The following is a 26,718-nucleotide window of genomic DNA, read 5'->3' as shown; positions in this document are numbered from 1 at the left end:
ATGAGCAAAGATCTGGTTGTTGTTGGAGCCGGTATAGTCGGCCTGGCTGTCGCGTTTATGGCGGCCCGAAAAGGCTGGAAGGTAACGGTACTGGAGCGAAGTGCTCAGGCACAGGGGGCATCAGTTAGAAACTTCGGGCTGATCTTTCCTCTGGGCCAACATCCGGATCAAATCCCAACCTCTTTAAGAAGCCTCGGTTTCTGGAATCAATTGTTAGATGAAGCCGGAATACCTTTCAAAAAAGGTTCGGCGGTGGCTGTGTCTAGCAGTGAAGGCGAAGCTGTGCTTCAGGCGTTTCATAAGCAATCTGCAACCTTTGATCTGCAAACAAACCTGCTGACGCCTGCGCAAGGCAAGGAACTGATTCCGGTGCTGAAGGAAGACTCTGTTAGAGCTGTTCTATCCAGTGAGACAGAAAGAGTTGTTGATGCCCGCACTGCTCTACCAGCACTCACCAGATTTTTACAGGGAAGATATAACGTTGATGTAAAAAATGGCGCTGCTGTTGTTGGAGTAGATGAAACAGGTGTGAAAACCAGCTGTGGGAAACATTACCAAGCCGACAAAGTTGTTTGTGCCAGTGGGGGAGATATTCAAACCCTGTTTCCTGAGGTGTTCGGCAAATATGAAGTGTATCTCTGCACATTGCAGATGATGCGAATGAAAACACCGAATAATTGGGAATTACCGGTTGGGCTTGCCACCGAAGCCAGCCTGATTCGATATGACAGCTTTGCTGCTCTTGAAGAGACAGCAGTGCTTCGCAGAAAAATTGAAGCCGATAATCCGGCAATTATTCACCATGGCATTAATCCCCTAGCAACAACCTGTATTAACGGTGAACTGGTTGTTGGGGACTCCCATTATTACAGCTCGGACGCTTCTGTATTTAATCATGAGTCTATCGATAATCTTTATCTTTCCGCTTTGGGGAAGGTGATCGATTTAAGTCAGGCCAAAGGGATTGAAAGGTGGCAAGGCGTGTATGCGAGCAGCAAGAAGGCTGCGTACATTCAGGAAGAAGTTCGCCCCAATACTTGGGTTGTCGGGGCGCTCTCAGGCTCTGGTATGACTTTGTCTTTTGGCTTAGCTGAGCAATTGCTTGAGAGCTGGTAACAACAGGGGAAAAGGAGAAAATAATATGGCAGTTGCAGCACCTGCTCCCTGTATCGAAATGGAGCGCATGGTTTCTACTGAGGAAAGCGGAGTTTCAATTGTTGATGTGCCGGTTATTCCGGCTACAAAAGAAAGCTTTTCTCGTTTTGGTCGGATTGTGCACGACTTTGAAAATGAAGAAATCATAATCAAAACCTGGCCTCAACCAGGTTGGCGCGCCATCGAGGCAGGTACTGGAAATCAGGGTGGTACCGTTGAAGATGAGTTTGTGATGTACCGGGAAGGTGATCGGATGATCGCTCACAATTACGCCGTTGATGGGCATTATGTGACAGGCTGGTTTTGTGACCCCGCTACCGCAAGAGAAACAGGGGAAGCTAATCAATCAAACCGAGTGCTGGTTCGGGAGTCCAATTACCATCCCGATGGTGGGCAGCTATTTTTCCCGAAAGGTGGCCAGCCATTTGTCGCGCTATTGGCTTTGCCGGGGGACGATATTCGCCCGGAAGATTTCGTAGGCTTTTATTGTGATGGAAGCTTTGGCATTCAGATATTTCCCGACATCTGGCATCAGCCGGTTTTTCCGGTTGGGCAAAGTATGGCTTTTAATAATCGTCAGGGAAGGGTGCATGCCTGTGTGGCTGTGGATTTTGTAAAGGAGTTCGATTGTTATCTGTCTGTGAAGCTTGAGGACCCAGCGGCTTAGAGGCTCTCGATAATTGTCGGTTGAAACGTAGCGACTATATTTGAAAGGGTCGAACATCATGGATGATAGCTATGAAAAAGCCACCTCAAAGAGCTCAAAGGGGTTTTACGTTAATTGAATTGATGATTGTTGTGGCAATTATTGGAATTCTTGCAGCCGTCGCGATTCCAGCGTATCGGGATTACACCAGACGTGGCCATATATCGGAAGGGTTAACTCTGGCTCAGGGGGCGAAAGCAGCGGTTGTTGAGTATTACGCATCTCAGGGTGCATGGCCTACATCGAACGCAGAGGCTGGATTGGCAAACACTATTTCGGGGAATGCGGTTTCAACGGTTGTCGTTGGTGCTGGTGGCGTAATCACAATCGACTATGATGACGTCAAGCTTGGTTATGGACAGGTGACTTTAACGCCTTCAGACACAGGTGGAGAGATTACCTGGACTTGTGCACCGGCAGGTAATTTCGTTTCTAATACCAAAATTCTGCCAGCGAACTGTCGATAGCAAGATTTTTGGCCAAAACTTCACAGAAAAGGGAGCATAAGAATGCTCCCTTTTTATATCTTGCTGATTATCTCATGATTGCTGTGGACGTGATTTTAAAAAGACAGTTCCCAATCGTAATCAACAATCACCGGCGCATGGCGGGAGAAGGTTTCACCGGCATAGATACCAGAGTTTAATACTCGATGCTTCATGCTCGGAGTGGCGAGTTGATAATCGTAGCGGCGGCCTTCATTAGCCTCGCGATGATCTTCGCTGGCCCAGAAAGAGTACTTGCCACCTTCGCGGTCAACTTCCCGGTAGGTATCAACATAATCCATACCGGTAATGATTTCGTCCATCCAGGCGCGTTCGGCAGGCTGGAAACCTGGAGACTCCTGATATTCACGCCAGTTGGCCAGATCAATCTTTTTGTGGGCAACATGCCATGAACCACAGGTAATAAATTCACGGCGCTTGCGGCGTTGCTTACCCAGATATTGCAGATACTCTTCCATGAACTTGTACTTCCAGTTCTGGGATTCTGCCGAGTTGTCAGCTTCTGGAACCAGCAGGGTTCCGATACTGATTTTGTCGAAGTCTGCCTGCAGGTAGAGCCCGTGGTTGTCTGCGTCGGGAATGGCTAAACCGGTCATAATGGCTTTTGGGGGAATGCGGGTATAAAGAGCTACACCGCCCTGACCTGATTGCAGAGAATAGCTTTCAAAAAAATAGCTGAAATAACCTTCCGGATTGAAAGGTGCATCAATCAAATCATTCTCGCGGGCACGGATGTCCTGTAGGCAGATAACATCAGCATCCTGATCTTGAGCCCAGGAAAAAAAGCCCCTTTCAGCTGCGTTTGTTATTCCTTCACAATTGAAGCTGATAATTCTCATGTTTGGGGTCCTGTACAATCAACGTAACCGGCCCAGCATTACCGACCCAAATCTGCTCTGATGGGTGATGGCAGAAAAGGCGGAAGGCGGAAAACGGCTTTGTTATTTACCGGGCTGGCACACAAAGGACATTGAATCCAGTGCAAGCTGAGTAAACAACTTTCCAATAATGCATGTCTTTATCGTGGCTATGATAACGCCGGTATCACGGTATGACTATATTGTCACATTAAGTAACTCTACGGGCTGTACTGTGTATTTCACGGTTGATTAAGGTGTTTTTCTCCGAAGTTGTTAGAATGTGCGTGTCGTAATGTCCTCGCTCGGATCACCCAATGAAAGATTTTCAACGTGAGTTTATTCGGTTTGCCATTGAACATCAGGTTCTTAAATTTGGTGAATTTACTCTCAAATCAGGTCGTATCTCCCCTTATTTCTTCAATGCCGGTTTATTTAATAGCGGTAAAGCTCTGGCTTCTCTGGGCAAATTCTATGCTCAGGCGCTGATTGATTCTGGCGTTGATTATGATGTGCTCTTTGGCCCGGCCTACAAAGGCATTCCTCTAGCCTCAGCCACAGCGGTAGCGCTGGCAGATCAGCATAATGTTGATATTCCCTGGTGCTTTAACCGGAAAGAAGCCAAAGATCACGGCGAAGGTGGAAATCTGGTTGGTGCGCCATTGTCCGGAAAAATTGCTATCGTTGATGATGTAATGACTGCAGGAACAGCGATTCGTGAATCCATGACTTTGATTGACGAATGTGGCGCCAAACCCGCCTGTGTAGTGATCTGTCTGGATCGTCAGGAAAAGGGCAAAGGGGAGCTGTCAGCCATTCAGGAAGTGGAGCGGGACTACGGAATTCCAGTAATTAGCATTGTGAGCTTGACCCAGGTAATGGAATTCATAAAGGAAGATGATAGTCTCACCGGATACTCTCAAGCGATAGAAGAATACCGTCACCGTTATGGCATTGAGAACTAAAAAAACAAGAAGTTTACATCGCGCGTCATTCTTTTACGCAGCCCTGCTTGTTGCAGGGCTGGCGTCTGGAACTTATGGCGCAGAACGACAGTTTTACCGCTATGTGAATGATAATGGCGAAACTGTTATTGCCACACAGGTTCCCCGTGATATTGCCTCCCGTCGAGGATACGAAGTGATTACCGATAAAGGTCGGGTTCTGGAAGTTGTGAATCCGGAATTAAGCTTCGAAGCCCGCCAGGCCAACTCCTTTAAGAAAAAGCTTGAAGAACAAAGGCAGGCCAGCGCCAAGCAGCAGGCTGACGAAGATGCAGAGCTTCGCAAACTGTTCAGCAGCGTAGAAGACGTTGATCGCTCCCTTGAACGGGTTCTGGAAGAAATTGATAACCGTATTGCGGTAATCAAGAGTAACAGCCAGCGGTTAAGGGTTCAGCACCAATACAAACAGGCTCAGGCTGCTGAGATGGAGCGCTCTGGGCGGAAAGTGACTGAAAACCTGCTTCAGGATATGGCCAATATTTCTGCAGAACTGGATAGCTTTGCGGTTCAAGTGGCCGAGTTTGAGCGGGAAAAAGATGATGCCAGAAAAGAATACGCCCTGCGCAAAGACCGGGTGCGGTTTCTTCTGAAAGGCGAGCAGGTTCTCACCCGTAACAAGTATCTGGCAATCTCCCAGGATGACCTCGTAGGTCTGTGGCAGCCTGTTACTACAACAGAAGGTTTTATCAGTTGGGAAGCCAAGAGTGATGGGCTTTTTGTTCTTGTCCATAAAACCAATAATGGTTTGGAAAAGTGGCATGGCAAGTGGTCCCTGAGCCGGGGGAATGACATCGTTGTGATTTATTTCCGCAAAGAAGTGACCCGCTTAGGTAAAACATCCCGTAATGCTTTTGCCAGAGAAGAGCGCTACTCCATTATCGATAGGCAGGACAAAGCCCTGCATATCTATTGGGATGATGCGGTTATTAAATTTAAGAAGATGTACTGAAAGTGCCGGAGCGAGTACTCCGGCAGGAACTGAATTAGTTTTAGCTTACAGGGGAGGTAGCCCGTTCTGAGGCGACTGATGCACGGAATACAACCCGACTCAGGCAACGCCACTGATCTTCCCAGTTTTCAGAAGGGCGGCGACGGAAGCGGCTGCGAACAAATTGACTGATACGGCCTTCTGCAGCGGCCAGAAGCATATTTGCAGTAGCAGCATGGGTCAGGCTGGTACGCAAACCTTCATTAATCTCTGCATCCCTGAGAATCTGGCGTAGCTGAGTTTCCAGACGTTCGAACAGTTGAACAATACGAGTTCGTAAACGGTCCGTCTCACCGTTCAAGGCATCACCGGTTAGAATGCGGGTCAGCCCTGGATTTTTCTCACAGAACAAAATTAGCAGGGTCAGGATGCGCTGACAGGCAACCAGTCCCTGAGGTTCTTCGCTGAGAATACGGTTGATGCGGGTAAACAGAGATTCTTCGATAAACCCGATCAGTCCCTCAAACATTTTAGCTTTGCTGGGGAAGTGCCGGTAAAGGGCAGCTTCTGATACACCGACTTCCTGAGCCAGACGTGCAGTCGTAATCCGTTCCCCAGGGCTGCTCTCAAGCATGTGAGCAAGCGTCTGGAGAATCTGATCCTTACGAGAAATCTTCCGGTCCTGAGCAGTCTCTTTGCGGACGGGTTCCTTCCGTAAGTCTTTATGCTGTGCCTTATCCATTCGGTACTATGCGTTACACGTTGTTGAATTGGGTGAAGAGGTAATAAGGGTGCCCACTCCCTGCTCTGTAAATGATTCCAGAAGAACAGCGTGAGTCACCCGACCATCAATAATATGAACACTCTGGACGCCAGATTTTACAGCATCCAACGCGCACTGGATTTTTGGAAGCATACCACCATGGATAGTTCCGTCGTCAATGAGGCCGTTAACATCGTTAACATCCAACCCTGTCAGGGTTTTACCTTCATTGTTGAGAACGCCACGGGTATTCGTCAGTAACACCAGCTTTTCAGCCTGTAAAACTTCTGCCAGTTTGCCTGCAACAAGGTCAGCGTTGATATTGTAGGACTTGCCATCCTTATCTACGCCGATTGGCGCAATGACGGGAATAAAGTCAGAGTCCTCAAGCATGGTAAGGATATCGGTATTGATGGATTTTACTTCGCCAACATGGCCGATATCGACAATTTCTCGTCCACCTGCGCTGGCAGCCTGCTGATGACGCTGCAGCTTTTTCGCCCAGATGAAATCACCATCTTTACCAGTAATGCCAATAGCTCGACCGCCATTGCGGTTAATCAAGTTAACGATCTCTTTGTTAACCAGCCCACCGAGAACCATTTGGACAACATCCATGGTTTCACTGTCGGTCACCCGCATACCATCGACAAAACGGGTTTCAATATTAAGTTTTTCAAGTAACTGTCCAATCTGTGGTCCACCGCCGTGTACTATCACAGGGTTTATTCCCACCGCTTTCAGCAGAACGATATCTCGGGCAAAACTGTTCTGAAGCTCTTCGCTCTCCATGGCATTGCCGCCATATTTAACCACGAAGGTTTTGCCGGCAAAGCGTTGCAGGTAGGGCAAGGCCTCGGTCAGAACTCTGGCGATATCGGCATTCTTGTCATTGGAATTGTTACTGCTGTCAGTCATGGTTTCTGCTGCCGGCTCTACTGAATTGCTAGTGTTAGATGATTTGGTCAATCGCTTCTAAATAATCCGTTTAAAACGGGAATGTTAATCTTGGTTCTACTGTGCCCAGCTGGTGACGGAAAATGTCCTTCACTTTTTTGAGACCATTTTCATCATCGGCTTCAAACCGGAACACAATGTTAGGTGTAGTGTTTGACGCTCGCACAAGCCCCCAACCCCACGGATAGTCTACTCGAATACCATCCAGAGTATTGGTGCTGCCATCTTCAAAGGTAGCCTCACTGGCAAAGCGTTCTACCAGTTTGAACTTCTTCTCGTCACCTACGTACATAGAAATTTCAGGGGTTGAGGCAGAGCTTGGGAAAGCCTGGAATACCATTTCCGGATCACGCACTTCGCTGGACAGTAGTTCGGTCAGGCGAGCGGCACTGTAAATGCCATCATCAAAACCATACCAGCGTTCCTTGAAGAAAATATGTCCGCTCATTTCCCCAGCCAACAGAGCGCCGGATTCCTGCATCTTCTTCTTGATCAGGGAATGGCCGCTCTTCCACATAACCGGGCGGCCGCCGTAACCACTGATTAATCCATTTAAACGACGGGTGCATTTTACGTCGAAGATAACATCGGCACCGGGATTGCGGGAGACAACATCCTTCGCCAGTAACATCAGCAAGCGATCCGGATGAATAATTGTTCCGGCATTAGTTACCAGGCCAACCCTGTCACCGTCGCCATCAAAAGCCAGACCAAGGTCTGCTTCTGTTTCCTGCACCTTTTGAATCAGGTCCTGCAGGTTTTCAGGCTGACCGGGATCCGGATGATGATTTGGGAAGTTGCCATCAACATCGCAATAAAGAGGAATAACATCGCAGCCCAGCTGTTCAAACAGTTGTGGTGCAACACGACCTGCAACACCATTACCGCAGTCAACTACAAGCTTGAGAGGGCGGGAGAGGACGATGTCATCCAGAATCCGCTTTTGATAATTCGGCAGAACATCAACGGACGTCACCTGCCCCTGCCCACTGGTAAAGTTATTGTTCTCTATGCGCTGATAGAGTGCTTGAATGTCATCGCCTGAGAGAGTTTCTCCGTCGATAACAATCTTAAAGCCGTTGTAACTGGCAGGGTTATGACTGCCGGTAATCATTACCCCGGAATTGGTTTCAAGCTCATTGGTGGCGAAGTACAGAACCGGTGTAGGAACTGTGCCGATAGAAATAACATTGGTACCGGTAGAAGTCAGACCCTTGATCAGCAGCTCGCTGAGCTCGGGGCTGGATAGTCGCCCGTCGGCTCCAACGATAATAGTGTCTTGGTCACGGGTTTTTAGGTGTGAACCAATAGCTCGACCAATCTGCTCAACGGTTTCCGAAGTGATGGTATCGCCAACAATCCCACGAATGTCGTAGGCTCGGAAAATGCTTGCAGGCACAGAAGCTGCAGCGGGTTCCGGCTCTTTTTCATCCTTGCTGCCAAGGTCTTCGAGTTCTTTTTCGATCTCGTCCAGAGAGTTCAGTTGGTCGATGTCCTCAAAGGCAGAGTCATTCATGTCCTGAAAGAGCGGTGAGGCAAACTCATCATTGTTGGTATCCGGGAGATCAGGGACTGATGGCTCCTCGGGTTCAGACTCTTCAACAACAATGGGCTGCTGAGAAGGTGCCTCCGCAGTGGGTTCTTCTTTAGCCACTATAGCTACAGGGTCGGTTTCGTCTTCAATGTGCTGTTGCACAAACTTGCCAGAGAACAGTTTGATAGCCGACTGGGCCGCATCCCTAAAAACTGGCTGTTTAAAACCAGCGAACTTCGGCTCATGACCAGACGCTATCTCCCTTAATAAAATGGTAAGCAGGCGAATATCTGCACTATTGGCATTCTGCCCCAATAAGATGAGCTGCCGGATGAGTAGCGCAACTGTAAGGAAAACCAAAAGCAGTACGGCGGGTACTGGCCACCAGGGAATAACTATCAAATCTGCCAGCGATGTGGATGGCGTGAAAACAACCTTCCAGTCCAACTCAGGAAGAGTTACTGTAGCTTTATCTGATGAAGATGTTCCGCTTCCAGTCGTGAATACTGGTCGACCGGAATTTTTACCAGACTGGAAAATCTGCAATTGTCCACTGTCAGGAACAATCGGCTGGATAGTTTGCAGAACCTGGCTTGCAGGCAGGCTCAAGATCACCGTACCAATTGTTTTGTCAGCCTCTTTAACTGGACTGGCGACTAATAACCCCCATTTCCCATTAGTCAGCGCCGCTTCAGGAACAGTGGCTTCGCCTTGCTGGCTTCTTCGGGCCAAGTCTATGACCGCAAACCCTGTTTCCTGAGGGTCTACCTCATCCAGCTTTGTGGTGAAAATATAAACTCTGGTCTGGTGTCCCAATGCTGGTGAAAGCACATATTCGAGATCGGCGATTCTATCGCTTTGACCTTCGTCGTCATCTGCAATAACCAGAACGATAGAGGGGAGAGCGGCCAGCTGACCCGCTTGAAGCTGAGCGTGTTGCAGTGCGGTCTGCAGCTGTCTGGCAGATTGCTCGGTGATGGCCTGAACCTGGGTTTCATAATTGCTCTGGCCAGGGGAATAAATGCTGAAGTAATAAAGAGCAGCAAAAAGCAGACTTACCAAACCAGCGGATGTACCAAGGGTAGGAAGCATGGGTGCTAATACATGATTGTTTTCCTGCGGTTTCTTCTTCCCGCTTTTCTTAGCCTTATCCTTGGCTTTAAAGCCCGGTAATGCCATTCCTGCTCCGAATTCTTATTGATACTTATTGGTGAAGCTATAACACTTAATATAAGCGCTTATGTTGCCACAGACGAAAACCAAATACCGGAATCCGCCTGCAAAACATAGAAAAATCTATCGTGTAGATAAGATATCAGTGGCGACCTGAAGAACCAAAGCCGCCAGCGCCGCGATCGGTCTCTTCAAAATCTTCAACAATATCCAGTTCTGCCTGAATCACAGGCACAATCACCAGCTGGGCGATACGCTCACCAGGTTCAACGGTGAATGTAGTGCTGCCACGGTTCCAGCAGGAAACCATCAGCTGCCCCTGGTAGTCCGAGTCGATCAAGCCAACCAGATTACCCAGAACAATACCGTGCTTATGACCAAGGCCAGAGCGGGGCAGGATCATGGCTGCATACTTTGCATCATCCAGGTGAATGGCAAGACCTGTTGGCAAAAGCTGGGTCTGACCTGGCTCTAACGTAACTGGTTCGTCCAGCATGGCGCGCAGATCAAGGCCAGCGGAGCCATCGGTAGCGTAAGCTGGCAGAGGAAATTCTTTACCCAGACGGGCATCCAGAATGCGGGTTTTCAAGTGCATGGCGGTAACTCTTATCCTTGGTTCTTAAGACACATCCGTGGCGTGATCAGAGGCTGGCTCAGAAGCCTCATTATAATAGCGGGCAATCAGCTCAATCAGCTGGCTGGCCAGCAAACGCTTAGAGCTCTTGGTGAGAGGCTCTTCGAAATCTGGCCCTACCAGAGTGACGGCGTTCTCTTCACTATTAAACCCGATACTGGTGTCGCTGACATCATTAGCAATAATCAGATCAAGGTTCTTGCGCTGGCGTTTGTCAGTTGCGTACTCAATCACATTGTTCGTTTCAGCGGCAAAGCCAACAACAAAGGGGCGATTCTCTTTAGCTGCAACTGACGCAACGATATCTGGGTTGCGAACGAGTTTAATCGCCATTGTTTGATCCGGCTCATTAGGATCTTTCTTGATCTTGGAGTCGGCAACAGTTTCCGGGCGATAGTCTGCAACAGCGGCACAGCCAATAAACATATCGCTGTTTTCAGTATGTTCCATGGCTGCAGCGTACATGCTGCGAGCGTCAGTTACGTCAACGCGGTTTACACGCTCGGGAGTATCCAGATTCACAGGGCCAGAAATAAGGGTGACGGATGCACCGGCTTCCGCAGCCGCTGAGGCAAGGGCAAAGCCCATCTTTCCAGAACTGTGGTTGGAAATGTAACGAACGGGATCAATAGCTTCCCGGGTTGGTCCGGCAGTAATAACAACTTTTTTGCCAGCCAGCAGGCCTGTATCAAACTGCTCTGCCAGCATTTGAAGAATAATTTCCGGGTCCAGCATGCGACCTGGGCCAACATCGCCACAAGCCTGATAGCCTTCATCCGGGCCAAACATTTTTACGCCACGGTTGATCAGGGTTTCACAGTTTTTCTGGGTGGCAACATCCAGCCACATGCCCTGGTTCATGGCTGGAGCAAGATAAATAGGAGCCTGTGTAACAAGACACATGGTAGAAAGCAGGTCATTACCCATGCCTGCGGCCATACGAGCAATAAAGTCAGCACTGGCAGGAGCTATCACAACAGCGTCGGCCCACTTGGCAAGTTCGATATGACCCATGCCAGCTTCTGCTTTTGGATCCAGCATGCTGGTATGAACGGTATTGCCAGACAACGCCTGCAGTGTGAGGGGAGTAATAAACTCACAGGCCGCCGGAGTCATAATAACGTGGACTTCTGCGCCAGCTTTGCGCAGGTGACGAACCATTTCTGCTGATTTGTAGGCTGCAATACCGCCAGTAATGCCGAGCAATATTCGCTTGTTATTGAGTCTGTGCATAAGTTAAACCGCTGGTACTTCAATCCGTGAGCGTGAATCGACCCATTATATCCACTGGAATGGGTGGGAGGCGAATAAGGGTACGCTGGTCTAGCCTTGGCAGTTTCATTTCTCAGATAGGCAGTGTGAGAGTGTATGGCAATTACTGACTGGCCAGCGGATGAAAGACCAAGGGAGAAACTCCTTTTAAAAGGAGCGGCCAGCCTGAGTGATGCCGAGCTTTTGGCTATATTCTTGCGAACAGGGTTACCTGGTTGTTCTGCCGTTGACTTGGCAAGAGAACTTCTTTCCGGTTTTGGAAGTTTAAGAGCTTTGTTGCAGGCGGAGAAAAGCACATTTTGCCGTCATCGAGGATTGGGCACGGCCAAATTCGCCCAGCTACAGGCAGTATTGGAAATGTCCCGCAGGCACCAGAAGGAAATACTGTTTAAAGAGAGTGCTCTGACATCGCCAGATCACACAAGGGCTTATCTACAGGTTCATCTTAGGGATAAGAAAGCAGAATGTTTTTGCTGCCTGTTTATGGATAACCGCCATCAACCATTAGCCTTTGAAGAATTGTTTCAGGGAACCATTGATGGCGCGGCTGTATATCCAAGAGAAGTTATCAGGCGGGCTTTGGCCCATAATGCCGCTGCAATTGTTTTTGCACATAATCATCCTTCTGGGATTGCAGAGCCTTCTGATGCAGATGTGCGTATAACTCGCCGACTTGTAGATGCTTTGGCGTTAGTTGATGTAAGAGTGTTGGATCATATGGTGGTAGGAGATGGGGTGACCGTTTCCCTGGCTGAACGAGGACTTATGTAACATCGTTAAATATCATAAAATGGCTAGCTACATTTCTTTGTACTACCGTTCATTTTTATATGGCAAATAGCACAGATTCTTGCCCGTGGAATACCTTTCTGGTATAAAGCTCCGTCTTTGAGTCCGGATCACTGCTTGGTGCCCCAGAAGATTAAGCTGTCGCCTGTAATGGCGGCATCCGGTATAAAAAACTAGCTGGCGGGCATACGTGTCGGTCAGCGAGTGTTAGAGAGGCTAATCACATGTCTAAAGTTTGCCAAGTTACCGGCAAGCGTCCCGCTGTCGGCAACAACGTTTCCCACGCGAAGAACAGAACTCGTCGTCGTTTTCTGCCAAATCTGCATTACCATAGATTTTGGGTAGAATCCGAAAAGCGCTTTGTGCGTCTGCGTGTTTCCTCCAAGGGTATGCGTATCATTGATAAGAAAGGTATCGACGTGATCCTGTCCGAGCTGCGCGCTCGCGGCGAACGCGTTTAACCTGAGTTTTTTTGGAGGATAACGACAATGGCTAAGGCTATTCGCGAAAAGATCAAGCTGGTTTCCACAGCTGGTACTGGTTACTTCTACACCACTACCAAAAACAAGCGTAACACTCCGGACAAGCTTGTTTTCAAAAAGTACGACCCTAAGGTCCGCAAGCATGTTGATTTTAAGGAAGCCAAGATCAAGTAAGATCTTGCTTCTGGGCTTGCAGCCTCTTCTGACACATGTCAGATAAATGAAAAAACCCGCCTGGTGCGGGTTTTTTCATTTCTGAGATAGGCGTATAAAGGCCAACAAATTTCAGATCGCTATGCCCCTGCCCCTCTCCGTGGCTGTTTTGTAACTCTTATAGAAAAGACATGGGTATAGACAATACACAGGTAGTTTTATGAAGAAGCCAGAACTTCTCTCGCCTGCCGGCACCTTGCGCAACATGCGCTTTGCCTATGCCTATGGAGCGGATGCAGTTTATGCCGGTCAGCCCCGCTATAGCCTGCGGGTGCGTAACAACGATTTCAAACTGGAAAACCTCGCTAACGGTATCCAGGAAGCCCATGATCTGGGCAAAAAATTCTATCTCGCCAGCAATATTGCTCCCCATAACTCCAAGGTAAAAACTTACCTGCGGGATATGGAACCAGTTATTGCCATGAATCCGGATGCATTGATTATGTCTGATCCGGGGCTGGTAATGATGGTGAAAGAGAAATGGCCGGAAACTGAAATCCATCTTTCTGTTCAAGCAAATGTTGTGAACTTCGCTACGGTGAAATTCTGGGCTCAGCAAGGTGTAAGCCGAATTATTCTTTCCCGGGAACTGTCTCTGGATGAAATTCAGGAAATCCGTGAAGAGTGCCCGAATACAGAGTTGGAAGTGTTTGTTCACGGCTCTCTATGTATTGCGTATTCTGGTCGCTGCCTACTTTCCGGTTACATGAATCACCGGGATCCCAATCAGGGCACTTGCACCAATGCTTGCCGTTGGAACTATCAGGCTCATGAAGCCAAAGAAACAGCTGAAGGTGATGTTGTTCCTGTTAACTATGATCCGGTTGCATCTTCCAATCAGCCAACATTGGGAGATGGTGAGCCAACCAGCGATATTGTTTTGCTGCAGGAAGCGAATCGCCCGAATGATTACATGCCGGCTTTTGAAGATGAGCACGGTACTTACATTATGAACTCCAAAGACCTGCGAGCGATTCAGCATGTTAATCGTTTAACGCAGATGGGTGTTCATTCCCTGAAAATCGAAGGCCGTACTAAGTCCCATTATTACGTAGCACGAACTGCGCAGGTTTATCGTCAGGCTATTGATGATGCCGCAGCGGGTAAGCCTTTTGATATGGCTCACATGGACACTTTGGAGAATCTGGCCAGCCGCGGTTATACCGAAGGTTTCTATCGCCGTCATGTTCATGATGAATATCAGAACTATGAGCGTGGAAACTCTGTTGGAACAAAGCAACAGTTTGTTGGTGAGGTTGTTGATTCTGATGATCGGTTTATTACTGTTGATGTTAAAAACCGATTTGAGAAGGGTGACAATGTAGAGCTTCTCACTCCAGCGGGAAATCGTTCTTTTGTTCTGGATTATTTGGAAGATAAGAACGGTGCGAGTGTTTCTGCTGCTCCGGGTTCAGGTCATAAAGTTCGACTTCCAATTCCTGAGGGAATGAAACCAGACGAGTTTTCTCTCCTGGTTAGAAACCTGCCTGAATAAATCTGGTAGTGGTTAAACAATAAAAAAGGAGGCCTTAGCCTCCTTTTTTATTACAGGATGGAAGAGATTACTCTTCGCCTTCCTGCTTAACTACGCAGTCCAGACGCTTCTTGCCAGTTTCGTCCAGGTAAGCCTGGAAGTCTTTTGGCAGACGGCCAGTAGTAGAACCGTACCACTGAACAGTGTCACCAGCTTTGGTTACGTATTCAAAAGTGTACTTGCTTACGTTGCGACGCTTCTTAGGAGCAGCTTCGTCGGAACCACCCAGATCAGACAGGGACAGGCCCTTGGCTTCCAGCATCTGACGAATCTGTTCGATGCTTTCTTCTTTCTCTTTGTTTTTAGCCTGATCAGCTTCAAAAGCTGCACGCTTTTCTTCCAGCAGACCGTTCATACGATCAATGATGCGTTCCAGATCTTCAAAGTGAACATCTTTGAACAGGCCGCGCATACGGGTTTTGCTGGACAGGCGATGCATAATTTCTTCGAACATGTTCATGATATAACCCCGAATCAATGACTATTTAGTTGACTAGAATTCTGGTGAAATCCGACTTTGTAGCTCAATGATTTACCATCAAAGGCGCTACAGTGTTTATTGGCAAAGAAAGAAGTAGCCAAAATTTAAGGCTGTATGAAGATCTTTCTATGTGATGAAAATGCCAAGATTGATTTTTCTTTCAATAAAACCGGATTTTCAGTTGCGAATATTCAGATAAAATAAAGAAGTTGTCAACGAAGTGGAGATGTTTTTCAGGGGTTTTATTACAAAATAATACACTTAGTGTCTTATTAATATGAAGGCGTGAACAATAATGTTCATTTGTTAGTAGAGGTATCAACCAACAATTGATTACGACAAAAAATCATCAGTTTTTCTTAAACTCCCTTTGCGACTTTTTTTTAGCTGGATTAATGTAAAAGCATGTGAGTGGAAACAATAATAATAGAAATACAGGTTTTCCCAGTGGTTTTTGTAACGGTTCCCAGTCGTTATATTCAGTCAATACATCTTCAGAGGTATTGATGATTTTTTTTGAGATAGCTGACGCAGTGTCCCACCCCTGGTTAATTCCGCTAATTTTATTTTTTGGAACGTTTGTACTTGAAGATGTGGCTATTGTTTTCGGAGCGATTCTTGCATCTACTGAAAAGGTTCTCCCTGAACTGGCATTTATAGCGTTACTTCTGGGGATTGTAAGCGGTGATGTTGGACTCTACTTTTTAGGCAAATTGCCCGCGCGCTTTTCGTTTATAGAAAAGAGAATAAACCTTAAGCGGGTACAGGCTATTCGACGGTGGGTATCTGATAATTTATTCCTAACAATTTTTTTAGTCCGGTTTGCCCCAGGGTTGAGGTTGCCTTGTTATCTGGCTTGTGGATTGTTTTCAGTTTCGCTGAAAATGTTTATTGTGGCAGTCAGTGTTGCCGGTTTTGTTTGGGTGGCATTGGCTTTTAGTGGGCTTCACTGGTTTGGCTTGCAGTTATCAAACTCTTCTTTCTGGGGAGGGTTGGGAGCCTGGAAGTGGGCTTTTGTACCTTTGCTGGCGGTATTGTTATACGGATGTCAGCGATTCCTGAATGGACGAATCGGGAATTATCTGGAGATCAGGGATGATTGGAAACAGGGATGAAAATCTTATTGAGCAGGCTATTAAGCCGACATTTGAAGCTAAGCAGGCCCATGTGGGAATGCCTCCACTTTCCAGAAAGGGGAAAGCTTTAGCCTTTTTTGAGTTCTGGCCAACTTTTCTGGTTTATCTTCCGGTCGTTTTTCTTTGGTTTTTCCAGGCGATTAGATATCGAGGGTTAACTGTTCCCTTGTGTGCAAATCCGGGTTTTTATCTTGGCGGCTTGGTTGGAGAATCAAAAGCGGATAATTTTTTACAGGCTGGTGATTACGCCAAAAATTATATTGCACCATGGTTTCGGCTAACAAACCGGAAAAGTGATCTGGGTAATTTGTTAGCTGATGCTAAAAAGAAGATGAGTCAATATGGTTTGGAATTTCCTGTTATTGCCAAGCCAGATATGGGGTGCCGAGGGGAAGGCGTTCGTATCGTCCGTAATGATGAGCAGCTGGAAGAGTACTTCCGTATTTTTCCAGATAATGCCGTGGTGATTTTACAAGAGTTAATCCCCTGGGAGCCGGAAGCCGGAGTTTTTTATATTCGAAAACCGGGAGATACTCGTGGAAAGATCTTTTCCCTTACCCTGAAATACCAACCTTATGTTTATGGTAATGGCGTTGACACCTTACGAACTCTGATTCAGCGAGACCGCCGGGCTGGAAAGTTAGCTCATCTTTATCTCAAACGTCATAGTGAACAGTTAGACGATATTCTTGAGCCTGGGCAGCCATTCCGGTTGGCATTTGCCGGTAGTCATAGTCGCGGAGCAATATTTCGTGATGGTAGGGATTTGATCACAGAACGCCTGACCAGTGCTTTTGACCGGGTCAGCAAGGATATAAATGGTTTTTACTTTGGGCGCTTTGATGTTCGTTTTTCCAATGAACGTTCCCTACTTAATGGAGAAGATTTCCGAATTGTTGAAGTGAATGGCATCAGCAGTGAAGCGGCTCATATCTGGGATTCTGAATCCTCGCTGAGAGAGGTTTATAAAACTCTTTTTACCCAATACAACACTCTGTTCGAAATAGGCGCTATAAATCGCGATCGTGGGCACAAGCCTGGAACTTTTCGTCAGGTTGTGGCTGGATTCGTAAAGGAAACCAAACTTGGTCGCCAATATCCGGATACTGAATAAATAGAGATACTTCTCTTTTCAAAGAACGAAAGGATTATCGTAAGGCAGTTTTATACCTATAGTAAACCTAACGGAATCTAGAAAAAGAATATGGAATACAGGCCAGGGAGGCAGTCATGAAGACGTCATATATTAAAATTGGCTTAGCCATCTATATCTCAATAGTTTTTATTCAGTCTCTATTTTTTAAGTTCTCGGGTGCTCCAGAAACTGTTCATATCTTTGGAACTCTTGGTGAGTGGTCTGGATTTGACTGGTTTGCAGCCTATGGCGCTTGGGGGGTAGGAATCTCTGAGCTTATTGCCTCATTCTTCTTATTGGCAGGAATGCGCCTGATCGGAGGCGTGATGGCTTTCGGCATAATGGCTGGAGCTGTTTTCTTCCACCTCTTTACACCTCTTGGTATCCACATGCCCGAGTTCGATGCGGCCGGGAATATTGTGGGTGATGATGGCGGTCTTCTGTTTATAAACGCCTGTGCAATTCTGGTGGCATCTGCGGTCATTATTGTGATGGAGCTTTATGACCAACAGAGTGACGCAGCATCCTGATTTATAAGCTCTGAAAAATCCAAGCCTGTTTAAAAGTCTTAGCAGGCTTTAAACCCTATAAAAATAAAAAGAAGGGGACTGGGAATGACCAGTAAATCGCCATTTCATCTCCAGTGGAAAGGTCGGCGTGGCTTTTTTATGAAGGGATTGGAAAAAGCTACAGGCCTTGGCCAGCTAGGCAAGTTGTACCACCAGAATATTACTGATCATCAGGGCAAAGACTTTCTGGAAGCCGCTATGAAGGTGTTAGGCTTCCAGTACCAAACCCACGGCCAAAGTTTTTCCCAGATTCCTGAAAAAGGTTCGCTGCTTGTTATTGCCAATCACCCTTTTGGTGGAGCTGAAGGGATTGCCTTACTGGATGCTTGCCTCAGAGTACGCCCTGATGTGAAGGTTCTCTCCAATCAACTCCTTAATGCGTTGCCGGGTTTAAGAGAACTTTTTATTGGTGTGGATATCCTTACTGAATCTTCCCGGGAAGAGAGAAAGCAAGCCAACCGTGCGGCGGTCGAAGAGGCAACACAATGGGTTGAAAATGGCGGCCTTCTTATTGTTTTTCCTTCCGGAGAAGTTGCAGATTGGGACTGGGAAAAACAGACGATAAGAGAAGCTCCCTGGCGAAATACTGCCGGAAAGATTCTCAAGCAAACGCAGGCTCCCGTACTCCCTGTTTATGTTGATGGCAGAAACAGCTGGTTATTCTATCTGCTTGGGCGAATTCATCCCTTATTAAGAACGGCAAGACTCGTTCGTGAACTTCTTAATAAAAGAGGGCAGACATTACAGTTATATGGTGGAAATATTGAGTCCTTCTCCAGCTTTAGAAATATTCCAGCAGGTGAGGCGCTTACTAATACACTCAGAATAAGAACACTCTTGTTGGCTCCCAAAACTCACAGTGAAAAGAGCGATCTAAAAGAAATAGAAGACACGAGTATTCCTGTTTCAAAGCCGGTCCCTGTGGAAATGCTGGCACAGGATATTCAACAACTCCCCCCAGAAGCGCTTTTGTTAGAGAAAGGAAACCTTGAGGTCTGGTGTGCAGAAGCAAGTGGGATTCCCAATGTATTGCAGGAGATTGGCCGGCTCCGGGAAATAACTTTCCGTGAAGTCGGGGAAGGTACTGGTTTTGAAACAGATATTGACCGTTTTGATCGTCACTATCTGCATCTGTTTTTGTGGAATCGTGAAAGTCAGGAAATTATTGGTGCTTACCGGATCGGCCAGGTTGATAAGTTAGTGAGTGCAGGAGGGGTTGATCGCCTCTATTCCAGAAATCTGTTCCAGTATGATCAGAGATTTCTCAATAAACTTGGTTCCTGTCTGGAAATGGGACGCTCCTTTATACGGCCGGAATATCAGAAAAGTCTTATGCCTCTTCAATTGTTGTGGAAAGGTATTGGTCGCTGGATTGTTCGGCACCCCAAGTATCGGGTTTTGTTTGGTCCAGTGAGCATCAGTAATGACTACCAGAATCTTTCCAGATACCTGATGGCTATGAGTCTGGAAGAAAATAATTTCGATAAAGAGTTAGCTAATCTGGTTCAACCCATTCAACCACTTCCTGATATGAAAGGATTGCCGTGGAGCCGGGAAATGCTAGCCGGGATGGGGGATATCGAACAGCTTTCCAAACTTGTTCAGCTTGTTGAGAAAGATCGAGGTGTTCCTATTCTGCTAAGGCAATACTTAAAGCTGAACGGAACATTTGTGGGGTTCAATGTGGATAGGGAGTTCAATGATGCACTGGATGGTTTGATTATTGTTGATCTTCTAAAGAGCGAGAAAAAAGCGATTGTTCGCTATCTGGGGGAGGATGGTTATAAGGCTTTTCATGAATATCATGCCAAGGAAACTTCAACTGTTACTGGATGATGCTTTTCTTCGAAACTGCAATGTTGCCGGGGCTACCCCAAAGTCTTCGGCAACATGAACAGATTCCGCCTTCAGCAACATAGAAATAATCGCCTGATGGTGAATAGTGTGGCTGTGAATAAATGCTAACTCTCGTACCAGAGACGTATTTATGGACAGTTGATCATTGGTATATCCGGCAACAGCAGCTTTCAGTACCAGAGGGCAATCTTCTGCACTGGTAAGGGTTTGCAGGTGACTGGTGATTCCATCCAGTGTTGATAAAGCCGACTGTAGGGAACGTTCGATCAATTCATTACGCACTCTGTTGTCGTAACAGATAACGCCTTCTGGCAACCCAGTGAATAGCATTTGGTAATGCTCAAGAATATGGCGTGTATGAACGCCAATTGAGTTTTCAGTCAGCGTTGGTTTTTTTGTGTAGAGAGAAGCAGGGAGTTCTGAAAGCTGACTTTTAATTGCAAACAAAGTATCACAGTTAGCAGAAACGGCAGACTGAAGTGGCATGAGCTTCCCTGAAAAATAAAAACATCCCTTCAGGCTAGCCTATTGTTGCTTATGAATACAGAACCCGATCGTCTGCCAATTTGAGATCGTATTCGGCGTCTTGAAAGTCATACACAATACTGGAACCGGTATACTTGTAGCCTTCCTCAATTGTTTTTGCGGCCTCGTCGTATTTTTTTTGAAAGGCCTGGCATGCTGCAAGAGAGTTGAAGATATCAACCGGAGATGCAGCCGGATGGATACCTTCCTTATATAGATTACTTTTATGCTTTTGAAATGATTCTTCCAAAGTTTTCACAGTTTCAAGTCGCCTGGAGTGCTTAGTGTTGACCATATCCAGCCCGAGAAGGTTGTATGCACGAAAGTGGCGAATAGGGTACCGACTCTCATAAAGCCACCAAGGGTCGTTATGTTTCATCACTTTCCACTTTTCTAATGCCTTCCTTTTGCGGGAAATGTATTCCTCCATGTCGTGTCTGACACCAGAAAACACCTTCCGAAAACTTCTGTAATCTTCAATCGATGAGCGATCAACAACAGTAAGCTCAGGTTCTTCGATCTCAGATGTTGTCTCCTCAGGCTCAGGCTCTTTAACCTGAGGTTCTTTATCTTTAGTTTTTTTAACCTCAGTAACAGCTCTCATCTCTATAGGTATGCTTTCTGGAGGGTTCCGTCGGCTTATATCGAGGTCTGCAATATTTTGAGCTGGCAGATATCTCGGCACATCTTCTGGCGCATCTTTTTGTGGGAGTGGGGCCCCGATATTAACTTTACCGGGGCTTGGGGGCTCGATTCGTGACATGGCAGTAAATTCTTCCGTGATTCTGTGAGTATAGGAAAACCATTAACAGCCGACGTTCCCTGCGCTACAGTCGTGTTTGGGGTAAATAGCAGAAAGAGAAGAAGGGAGGAGAAAGATGGAAGTAACAGCGATAGTGTTTGTTGTGCTGGTAGCTGTGCTGGTTCTCACCGGGGTAAGAATTGTACCTCAGGGATTTAATTATACAGTTGAACGTTTAGGGCGATTCACTCGCCTGCTTCACCCCGGCGTTAATATTTTGGTACCCGTGGTTGATCGGGTTGGCCGCAAGCAGAATATGATGGAGCAGGTTCTGGATATTCCTCCCCAAGAGGTGATTTCGTCCGACAATGCTCAGGTCACCACAGATGCTGTGTGCTTTTTTCAGGTTCAGGATGCAGTAAAAGCATCTTACGAAGTGAACGACCTGATGCGTGCCATGCAAAATTTGGTCATGACCAATATTCGTGCTGTTCTCGGTTCTATGGAGTTGGATGAAATGCTTTCCAACCGGGATCGTATTAATGCGAGCCTTTTGGATAAGGTGGATGAAGCCACTGATCCCTGGGGTATTAAAGTGACCAGGATTGAAATCAGGGATATTTCTCCACCTCAAGACCTTGTTGACGCCATGGCGCGCCAGATGAAAGCAGAGCGGGAAAAGCGTGCCCAAATTCTGGAAGCTGAAGGTTCCAGAGAAGCTGCAATCAAAGTGGCAGAGGGTGAGAAGCAGGCGCAAATTCTGAAAGCCGAAGGTGAACTTGAAGCTGCCAAGCGTGAAGCCGAAGCTCGCGAGCGATTAGCTGAAGCGGAAGGTAAAGCGACAGATGTTGTATCCAAGGCCATTGCTGAAGGTGACCCGAGAGCCATCAATTACTTTGTAGCGCAAAAGTATGTGGAAGCACTGAAAGATGTTGCATCCGCTGAAAATAACAAAGTGATTATGATGCCGCTGGAAGCTGGTAACGTAATAGGATCACTGGCCGGTATTAAAGAGTTGGTGGGAGAGGCCACAACCAAAGGAAAGGCTAACTGATATGGAACTTCTCACAGAGCTTCAGCCATGGCATTGGTTGATACTGTGTTTTCTGCTTCTTGGTCTGGAAGCGCTGGGAGCTGGAGGCTTTTTACTTGGAGCGGCTATCGCTGCGGTGTTCCAGGCTTTGGCTCTATGGTTATTGCCTGATATGTCATGGGCCTGGCAATTCAGCTGCTTTGGCGTTGCGACACTGATTTTTACCATTGGCTGGTGGGTACTATTCCGTAAGCCTGGGCAAAACAGTGAAGAGCCCCTGTTAAATAACCGGGCAGCCCAAATGATCGGACGCATTGTCGTGCTGGATCAAAGTTTGCCTGGTGGTCACGGTCGCATGCAGATTGGTGATACCAAATGGAAAGTTCAGGCTGAGGGAACATTAGAATCTGGAACAACTGTTATTGTCACAGGTTCTGAAGGTATGACTCTTCATATTGCCGAGCATAATAAAGACTGATCTCTCCACTATTAAATACCTGCTAACCAAATCAGGTTGGCGGGTATTCAACAGTTTTTCATTTTCCAGCTAGACTGAAATAGATTTCCATAAAGGTAATGGCAAGGACTCGCCATGTTCAATCCTTTAACAACACCGCCTGCTTACCCTTTTCCTCCTCCCAGAAGTGCTCGGCACCAACCGGCAGAGATTGCTGTCGCTATTTCCGGAGGGCGAAATCTGCGAGTAACTCTGGAGATTGATAACCCCCTTTATGTAAAGCCGAGAATTCATAACTCCGGCAAAGGGGTATCGACTCTTAAACGTCTTGTCAGATGCCTTTCTCGTGATGAAATGTATGGCACCAAACCTGACGGCAGGGATTACGATAATCAGTTGCTATATCGTAAGGCAGAGCTAACAGCCCCCAAATATATCGTGAAACGTGCGCGCATACTGGAACGTTTGAAAAGCGACTATAACCAGAGCAACGGAATCACCACGGAATACTTTGAGCAGCTTGAAGATCTTTACGACGATGCAGGGATGGGGAGCGGCGGCCCAAGCCGAGCACTAACGAAAGATTATGCGAAAGGTGCTTTGCTACTTAGTCGGCAGTTTTGTAATTCCGGGTACATTAGCGAAGGTTTTGAGGTTTTTAATAGAGCCATTAACAATATTGTGGATGCTGGCGCAGTTGAAGCTGTTCCCATTGATGTGCTTCAAAATTATGTGTACCTCTCTCGCAGCTACGTCAAGATGCTTGAATCCACACGGCAACACCTGATCAATAGAGGCGATGTAGACATTGCCAAAGAGCTGAAAAAGAAGCTGGAGCTGATTCGGGCGCTGTTATACGTGAATTTTGATATTCATATAGATAAGCAAGGAATGCCTCGGCATATTGATGAGCTTTTGAGTGAAAGCGAATCGGAGTCGGAGTTTGAGCCGGAAGAGCTTGAAAATATTGCGGAATCTGCGCCTGATATGATGATTTCTCAAAGGCAGGTGTGGTATGAGCCTGAGCCAGCGCTTATTTTGCCAGAGATAGAAGCCCTGAAGCGGCAGAGTTTAAAAGAAGATGAACAATTGAAATTTACTGATAGCTCTGATGATCAAGGGGTTGATGATCTTGGGAGCCTGCCCGATCTGTTTATCGGGCATAAACGAGAGTCTTCGGGATACGAGTCAGATACTGATGTGTTTGGAACCAACAGGCCAACAAAGGAAATAATTGAACGCAGGCTCTCGGTTCAACCCAGCGACAGTGATGATGAGGAGGAAGCTGTCGGTTACAGCGGGGATGATGAAAGAACGCCTCTTCCCAGAAGAAAAGCCAAAGTGCCACCTCATATGCGGATGCTAAAGAAAGGCGATCAATCTGGTAAGGAAAGCGGATATTTTAGTGACAAGAATTACCCGGAAGACATCTGAGCAGGGACGGTGGCCTTCCGACTACTCTTGATCCGTTCTTGTTTTATCTGATTTCAAAACATCACCATTACCATTAAATAGATCGGATGCGATGTATTTTATAATGGCGTATGTATAGATCAGGCTGCCATTCACGAAGATTCCAAACACCCAGTTATCCAGTTTGAAACCCCATAAACCAAAGCCCTGAAGTAGAACAAACAACGATAAAAAACCGACCTGCCAGCGCAGCAGGTTAAAGGTTTTGTTATCAAATTCTTTACGGTGTCTACGGCGGGACTTCGACCAGGCGAGCCGTTCTTTTTGAAGATCAGCTATTGCTTCCTGTTGCGCTCTAAGGCTCAAAGAGTCCACAGGGGTATGCTGCACGCGGTTCTCAAGGGTGGAGAAGATATCCTCACCTGAGTTATCCACAGGGCTATTGATTGTATTACGCTGGCTGCTTGTATCCCTCTGGGTAGTGCTGGTGGTCGCCACTCCCTGCTCCCTATTTTTATTCTTTTAGTTCAGGGCTATTTATTTCAACTTGAGAATCTTGGCGCGAACTTTCACTGCCTGTTCACTCACGCCGTAGACTGTTGCGATTAAAGAAGGTACGCCATCCCACTCTCCCCAACTGGAGCGGAAGTGAAATTCAGGCATTAAAAGTTCGCTTGCGAACATATCTGCCTCTAATTCCTTTGGCGTTTTTGGTCCAGGGCTGCGGTGATCTATAAAGTTACCTTCCACTTCTCCATGCAGAGCAACATGGCCGATTTCGTGTGCAAGGGTAAACATCTGGCGTCTGGCTGGGTCATCACCATTTACATAGATCTTTCTTTGCTGGTGGTTCACAGCACCGGAAATTTTGTCGGTAGTATCATCGGGAAGAAACTGTAGGCACTGGTAATCAAGATATTCAGCAATACGTTCCAGAGGTACAGGAAACTGATCGTGTACTCCGGCATTAATGGCCAGCTCTGTGGCGGCATCTCTTATTTGCTGTCTTGATAAAGCCATTTCACTCCCTGAACTGAGTCTTGTTGGTTTTATAGTGCTAAAAAGTGACTCGCTGCATAAATTACAGGGGTTGTGGATAACTGTCACGCAAAATGCGGAAAAGCGGCCCGTAAGCCGCTTTTCCGGTACTTAATACAAAGAAAGTTACAGATTAGAGATCTTCTTGAACTCTTCAGGGCTGTATTTCTTTTCTGTGCTGCGGGTCAGGTCTGTCATCAGGGCAGACTTCAGCTCGGAAGCTTTATCAAGAGACGTTTGCAGAACACCATTGGAGTAATCACTGGCAAAATTAACCGCCAGGTTGGAATCACTCTTATACATGTTCTTCAGCATCTTGTTCATGTAAGGCTGGGAAGAAATAAACTGGTCTTCCAGTTCCATCCAGACTTCATCAACAACGCTCTTGTATTTGCCATCAAGCACACTCTTGGTTGTCAGTGAACCGATAGCACGGAAATTCCACCAGGCGGACTGATCGTCATAACTATCAGTACCCATAGCGTATTCTGCAGGAACGTCTTCCATCACGTTGTAGAACGGAATGAATGGGCTGTACTTCACATTGCTGGGGGTTTGCCAGATAACTGCGGCCAGCTCGTCCGGCATATTGCTGTACATCTCAATGATGTGAGCTTCAGCATTACGATCAATGCCACTAGGGCGTACGCCGTTTTTGGCCAATTCAGTTTTGCTGTAATCAGAACGCAGCACAGCAGCAATATCTTCTACACCAATCTTCTCATCAGGAGAGAGGAAGAGTGGGTATTGTTCCTGACGGGTTTTCTGCTCAATGGATGGAGACAGCATTTTCTGGCTGATCCATTCACGATCAATATTGTAAAGATCGCCTACAACACCAAAGGCTTTGGCAAAGTTGAAGCTCTTACGGTCTGGGTTATCCAGCAGCTTGTTCTTCTTCACCATGTCGAACAAATCTTTGGAATGCAGGACTTCTTTGCTGTCCAGATCAACACCGCTGATACGCAGGCCGTTGGCAATTACCAGATACTTGTCATCTGGAACGCGAACTGCGATCCATTGGTGGCCGCCGCCTACTTCCATATACCAGGCTTCATCCTGGTCAGCGAACTGAACGCCATAACCTTCACCGGCACCATACTGTTCAATGTAACGGGCGAGAACTTCTACAGCATGTTTAGCGGATGTGGCTTCGCCAAGAACCAGGCCAACCATGTTCTGTTCAACAATACCGTCGGTTTGCGGGTCAGCTTTCAGTGATTTTTCATTGATTTCTGCACTGTTGGTAGCAGTCATGGCAACGTTCTTTTCGTTTACGCCACGCTGTTCAAATACTTTTCCACTATCCGGAGTTTTGTAGGAGTAGGCATCCCAGTCAGTCATGGCGGTGTAACGGAAAGTCTTTGCTGGAGCAGGAACTTCCAAGCCTGTAGACAAAGTAATCGTGTCGCCTTTCTCGTAAGAACGGGCAGGATACACAGTCATGTGTTTGGCCCAGTTATTTGAAGAAAAATCTTCATTACGGGAAATCATCACGGCGCCACTGGCGGAAACATCTTTACCAACCATAACGCTGGTGCAGGCAAAAGCAGAAGGAGCGGCAATAGTGGCTGCAATTGCTGCGGCCATCGCTTGTTTCATCAAATGCATAAAAACTCCGGGCAGGAACTAACTACCGACATTACAGAGAAACCGGCAGCTACTTAATAGGAGGTTGTGCTGCAAACATTACGCTGATGGCTTATTAGAATTTTGATAGGAATCAATAGGCGACAGGCTTTGAATAAAGTTCCAACACTAGAAGATATTTTTGGTGAAAAAGGTTTGTTTATTACTATTTTTCAGGTGTTTATTTAAGCAATTA

The 26,718-nt window shown here is 46.8% G+C and carries 28 protein-coding genes; 16 read left to right on the top strand and 12 right to left on the bottom strand.

Annotated elements, in window-relative coordinates:
* The 3 genes from ACY2RR_RS17605 (at window position 1) to ACY2RR_RS17595 (ending at window position 2,328) form a co-directional block, all read left to right on the top strand.
* Window positions 1–1,116 (top strand): TIGR03364 family FAD-dependent oxidoreductase, encoded by a 1,116-nt coding sequence (locus ACY2RR_RS17605; protein WP_490109483.1) that lies wholly within the window; start codon window positions 1–3, stop codon window positions 1,114–1,116.
* 25 nt (window positions 1,117–1,141) lie between these two features.
* On the top strand, window positions 1,142–1,822 hold the full coding sequence (locus tag ACY2RR_RS17600; protein ID WP_490109482.1) for an ureidoglycolate lyase: 681 nt from the start codon (window positions 1,142–1,144) through the stop codon (window positions 1,820–1,822).
* Window positions 1,823–1,893: 71 nt separating this feature from the next.
* Window positions 1,894–2,328 carry a pilin gene (locus ACY2RR_RS17595; RefSeq protein ID WP_490109481.1) on the top strand — a complete coding sequence of 145 codons (435 nt, stop codon included), beginning with the start codon at window positions 1,894–1,896 and terminating at the stop codon, window positions 2,326–2,328.
* A gap of 95 nt (window positions 2,329–2,423) precedes the next feature.
* Here the strand turns inward: ACY2RR_RS17595 and ACY2RR_RS17590 are convergent, their stop codons facing one another.
* Window positions 2,424–3,206 (bottom strand): exodeoxyribonuclease III, encoded by a 783-nt coding sequence (locus tag ACY2RR_RS17590; protein WP_490109480.1) that lies wholly within the window; start codon window positions 3,204–3,206, stop codon window positions 2,424–2,426.
* Between the two features lie 335 nt (window positions 3,207–3,541).
* Here ACY2RR_RS17590 and pyrE point away from each other — a divergent pair, with 335 nt between their 5' ends.
* Both pyrE and ACY2RR_RS17580 read left to right on the top strand, forming a co-directional pair.
* Entirely contained in the window at window positions 3,542–4,189 is a 648-nt protein-coding gene (pyrE, locus tag ACY2RR_RS17585) for an orotate phosphoribosyltransferase (RefSeq protein ID WP_490109479.1), read from the top strand.
* Window positions 4,173–5,177: a hypothetical protein gene (locus ACY2RR_RS17580; RefSeq protein ID WP_490109478.1), complete on the top strand. Its 1,005-nt coding sequence runs from the start codon at window positions 4,173–4,175 to the stop codon at window positions 5,175–5,177. The genes pyrE and ACY2RR_RS17580 overlap by 17 nt, the downstream gene beginning before the upstream one ends.
* 40 nt (window positions 5,178–5,217) lie before the next feature.
* Here ACY2RR_RS17580 and slmA read toward each other — a convergent pair whose 3' ends face one another.
* The 5 genes from slmA to coaBC all read right to left on the bottom strand — a co-directional run bounded on the left by slmA (window position 5,218) and on the right by coaBC (window position 11,450).
* Complete coding sequence (slmA, locus tag ACY2RR_RS17575; protein WP_490109477.1) at window positions 5,218–5,898, bottom strand: nucleoid occlusion factor SlmA; 681 nt, start codon at window positions 5,896–5,898, stop codon at window positions 5,218–5,220.
* 6 nt (window positions 5,899–5,904) lie between these two features.
* Window positions 5,905–6,837 carry an acetylglutamate kinase gene (gene argB, locus ACY2RR_RS17570; protein ID WP_490109476.1) on the bottom strand — a complete coding sequence of 311 codons (933 nt, stop codon included), beginning with the start codon at window positions 6,835–6,837 and terminating at the stop codon, window positions 5,905–5,907.
* Window positions 6,838–6,907: 70 nt separating this feature from the next.
* A complete protein-coding gene (locus ACY2RR_RS17565; protein ID WP_490109475.1) occupies window positions 6,908–9,589 on the bottom strand; it encodes a phosphomannomutase/phosphoglucomutase in 2,682 nt (893 codons plus the stop codon).
* A gap of 136 nt (window positions 9,590–9,725) precedes the next feature.
* Complete coding sequence (gene dut, locus ACY2RR_RS17560; protein WP_490109474.1) at window positions 9,726–10,178, bottom strand: dUTP diphosphatase; 453 nt, start codon at window positions 10,176–10,178, stop codon at window positions 9,726–9,728.
* A 24-nt stretch (window positions 10,179–10,202) separates the two neighbouring features.
* On the bottom strand, window positions 10,203–11,450 hold the full coding sequence (gene coaBC, locus ACY2RR_RS17555; protein ID WP_490109473.1) for a bifunctional phosphopantothenoylcysteine decarboxylase/phosphopantothenate--cysteine ligase CoaBC: 1,248 nt from the start codon (window positions 11,448–11,450) through the stop codon (window positions 10,203–10,205).
* 135 nt (window positions 11,451–11,585) lie between these two features.
* Between coaBC and radC the strand changes: the two genes are divergently transcribed.
* The 4 genes from radC to trhP all read left to right on the top strand — a co-directional run bounded on the left by radC (window position 11,586) and on the right by trhP (window position 14,468).
* Window positions 11,586–12,260 (top strand): RadC family protein, encoded by a 675-nt coding sequence (radC, locus tag ACY2RR_RS17550; RefSeq protein WP_490109472.1) that lies wholly within the window; start codon window positions 11,586–11,588, stop codon window positions 12,258–12,260.
* Between the two features lie 242 nt (window positions 12,261–12,502).
* Window positions 12,503–12,739, top strand: a complete 237-nt coding sequence (gene rpmB, locus ACY2RR_RS17545; protein ID WP_281645765.1) for a 50S ribosomal protein L28 — start codon at window positions 12,503–12,505, stop codon at window positions 12,737–12,739.
* Between the two features lie 27 nt (window positions 12,740–12,766).
* Window positions 12,767–12,934 carry a 50S ribosomal protein L33 gene (gene rpmG / locus ACY2RR_RS17540; RefSeq protein WP_155160589.1) on the top strand — a complete coding sequence of 56 codons (168 nt, stop codon included), beginning with the start codon at window positions 12,767–12,769 and terminating at the stop codon, window positions 12,932–12,934.
* 199 nt (window positions 12,935–13,133) lie between these two features.
* Complete coding sequence (gene trhP / locus ACY2RR_RS17535) at window positions 13,134–14,468, top strand: prephenate-dependent tRNA uridine(34) hydroxylase TrhP (RefSeq protein ID WP_490109471.1); 1,335 nt, start codon at window positions 13,134–13,136, stop codon at window positions 14,466–14,468.
* Between the two features lie 67 nt (window positions 14,469–14,535).
* Here trhP and ACY2RR_RS17530 read toward each other — a convergent pair whose 3' ends face one another.
* Window positions 14,536–14,967, bottom strand: a complete 432-nt coding sequence (locus tag ACY2RR_RS17530) for an H-NS histone family protein (RefSeq protein ID WP_490109470.1) — start codon at window positions 14,965–14,967, stop codon at window positions 14,536–14,538.
* A 428-nt stretch (window positions 14,968–15,395) separates the two neighbouring features.
* Between ACY2RR_RS17530 and ACY2RR_RS17525 the strand changes: the two genes are divergently transcribed.
* From ACY2RR_RS17525 to ACY2RR_RS17510, 4 genes are all read left to right on the top strand, one after another.
* Window positions 15,396–16,103 (top strand): DedA family protein, encoded by a 708-nt coding sequence (locus ACY2RR_RS17525; protein WP_490109469.1) that lies wholly within the window; start codon window positions 15,396–15,398, stop codon window positions 16,101–16,103.
* Window positions 16,084–17,238 carry a D-alanine--D-alanine ligase gene (locus tag ACY2RR_RS17520; protein WP_490109468.1) on the top strand — a complete coding sequence of 385 codons (1,155 nt, stop codon included), beginning with the start codon at window positions 16,084–16,086 and terminating at the stop codon, window positions 17,236–17,238. Before ACY2RR_RS17525 ends, ACY2RR_RS17520 begins: the two co-directional genes overlap by 20 nt.
* Before the next feature lie 116 nt (window positions 17,239–17,354).
* Window positions 17,355–17,789: a hypothetical protein gene (locus tag ACY2RR_RS17515; protein WP_490109467.1), complete on the top strand. Its 435-nt coding sequence runs from the start codon at window positions 17,355–17,357 to the stop codon at window positions 17,787–17,789.
* An 84-nt stretch (window positions 17,790–17,873) separates the two neighbouring features.
* A complete protein-coding gene (locus tag ACY2RR_RS17510) occupies window positions 17,874–19,664 on the top strand; it encodes a bifunctional lysophospholipid acyltransferase family protein/GNAT family N-acetyltransferase (protein WP_490109466.1) in 1,791 nt (596 codons plus the stop codon).
* On the opposite strand, the gene ACY2RR_RS17505 is transcribed toward ACY2RR_RS17510, so the two are convergent.
* Together ACY2RR_RS17505 and ACY2RR_RS17500 are read right to left on the bottom strand one after the other, a co-directional pair.
* Entirely contained in the window at window positions 19,647–20,171 is a 525-nt protein-coding gene (locus tag ACY2RR_RS17505) for a hypothetical protein (protein ID WP_490109465.1), read from the bottom strand. The two genes, ACY2RR_RS17510 and ACY2RR_RS17505, sit on opposite strands and share 18 nt — an antisense overlap.
* Before the next feature lie 49 nt (window positions 20,172–20,220).
* On the bottom strand, window positions 20,221–20,973 hold the full coding sequence (locus tag ACY2RR_RS17500) for a hypothetical protein (protein ID WP_490109464.1): 753 nt from the start codon (window positions 20,971–20,973) through the stop codon (window positions 20,221–20,223).
* Between the two features lie 115 nt (window positions 20,974–21,088).
* Between ACY2RR_RS17500 and ACY2RR_RS17495 the strand changes: the two genes are divergently transcribed.
* From ACY2RR_RS17495 to ACY2RR_RS17485, 3 genes are all read left to right on the top strand, one after another.
* On the top strand, window positions 21,089–22,006 hold the full coding sequence (locus ACY2RR_RS17495; RefSeq protein WP_490109463.1) for an SPFH domain-containing protein: 918 nt from the start codon (window positions 21,089–21,091) through the stop codon (window positions 22,004–22,006).
* Window position 22,007: 1 nt separating this feature from the next.
* The gene (locus ACY2RR_RS17490) at window positions 22,008–22,463 is read left to right on the top strand and encodes an NfeD family protein (protein ID WP_490109462.1); all 456 of its coding nucleotides are present in this window, start codon (window positions 22,008–22,010) and stop codon (window positions 22,461–22,463) included.
* A gap of 114 nt (window positions 22,464–22,577) precedes the next feature.
* Entirely contained in the window at window positions 22,578–23,876 is a 1,299-nt protein-coding gene (locus ACY2RR_RS17485; protein WP_490109461.1) for a hypothetical protein, read from the top strand.
* Between the two features lie 21 nt (window positions 23,877–23,897).
* Here ACY2RR_RS17485 and ACY2RR_RS17480 read toward each other — a convergent pair whose 3' ends face one another.
* The 3 genes from ACY2RR_RS17480 to ACY2RR_RS17470 all read right to left on the bottom strand — a co-directional run bounded on the left by ACY2RR_RS17480 (window position 23,898) and on the right by ACY2RR_RS17470 (window position 26,504).
* Entirely contained in the window at window positions 23,898–24,353 is a 456-nt protein-coding gene (locus tag ACY2RR_RS17480; RefSeq protein ID WP_490109460.1) for a hypothetical protein, read from the bottom strand.
* A gap of 39 nt (window positions 24,354–24,392) precedes the next feature.
* Window positions 24,393–24,875 carry an ImmA/IrrE family metallo-endopeptidase gene (locus tag ACY2RR_RS17475; RefSeq protein ID WP_490109459.1) on the bottom strand — a complete coding sequence of 161 codons (483 nt, stop codon included), beginning with the start codon at window positions 24,873–24,875 and terminating at the stop codon, window positions 24,393–24,395.
* A gap of 144 nt (window positions 24,876–25,019) precedes the next feature.
* Window positions 25,020–26,504 carry a C69 family dipeptidase gene (locus ACY2RR_RS17470; protein WP_490109458.1) on the bottom strand — a complete coding sequence of 495 codons (1,485 nt, stop codon included), beginning with the start codon at window positions 26,502–26,504 and terminating at the stop codon, window positions 25,020–25,022.
* Window positions 26,505–26,718: the final 214 nt, after the last annotated feature.

It is taken from the genome of Parendozoicomonas sp. 2304DJ65-17 (assembly GCF_058148445.1).
The sequence above is the reverse complement of the archived record's forward strand: the minus strand, read 5'-3'. Positions and strand labels throughout refer to the sequence as shown.